The 535-nt window shown below is 69.9% G+C and carries 1 protein-coding gene; it reads right to left on the reverse strand.

The features are described 5' to 3' along the window. The coding region (locus AC4FQ5_RS20120; protein ID WP_491146503.1) for a hypothetical protein at nt 1-535 on the reverse strand (535 nt) is incomplete at both ends.

A 535-nucleotide genomic window follows, 5' to 3' on the forward strand; every position in this document is an offset into this window, starting at 1 on the left:
GATGGCGCGCGAGAGGATCTCGTTGTCCTGCGACTGCCGGAGGGCCTCGGCCTGCCGGGCGTTCGCGACCACGAGGCGCTCCGCGCTCCGGCGGAGCTGTGACGCGGCGGCGCTCACCACGAGCGCCACCGCGATGATGAGGGCGGGGAGCGTCGCCACGTTGGCCCATTGGAGCGCCGTCGTCGGCCAGACACCCTGATACACGAAACCGAAGGACGTGATGAAGAGCGCCCCGGCGATCGCGACGATCACCACGGGCCGCTTGAAGCCGTAGGAGAGCCACAGGATCGGGAAGATCGCGAGCATCCCGACGGAGGGAAGCTGGGGGAGCAGTTCCGCCCGCAGCAGCGCGACGCCAATGAGGTCCGCGACCGCGACGCTGATGAGCGCGTTCGGCGTGGTCCGTTCCCACGGGATCGCGATGGCACCGATCGACGCGATGACGATGACCGCGAGACCACCGAGGAGGACTGGGCTGCCCAGAGACTCGGGCACCGCGATGGCGGCCATGAGGAGGACGAAGGCGGTCCCGGCC

Source organism: Chryseobacterium sp. DT-167 (genome assembly GCF_058310155.1).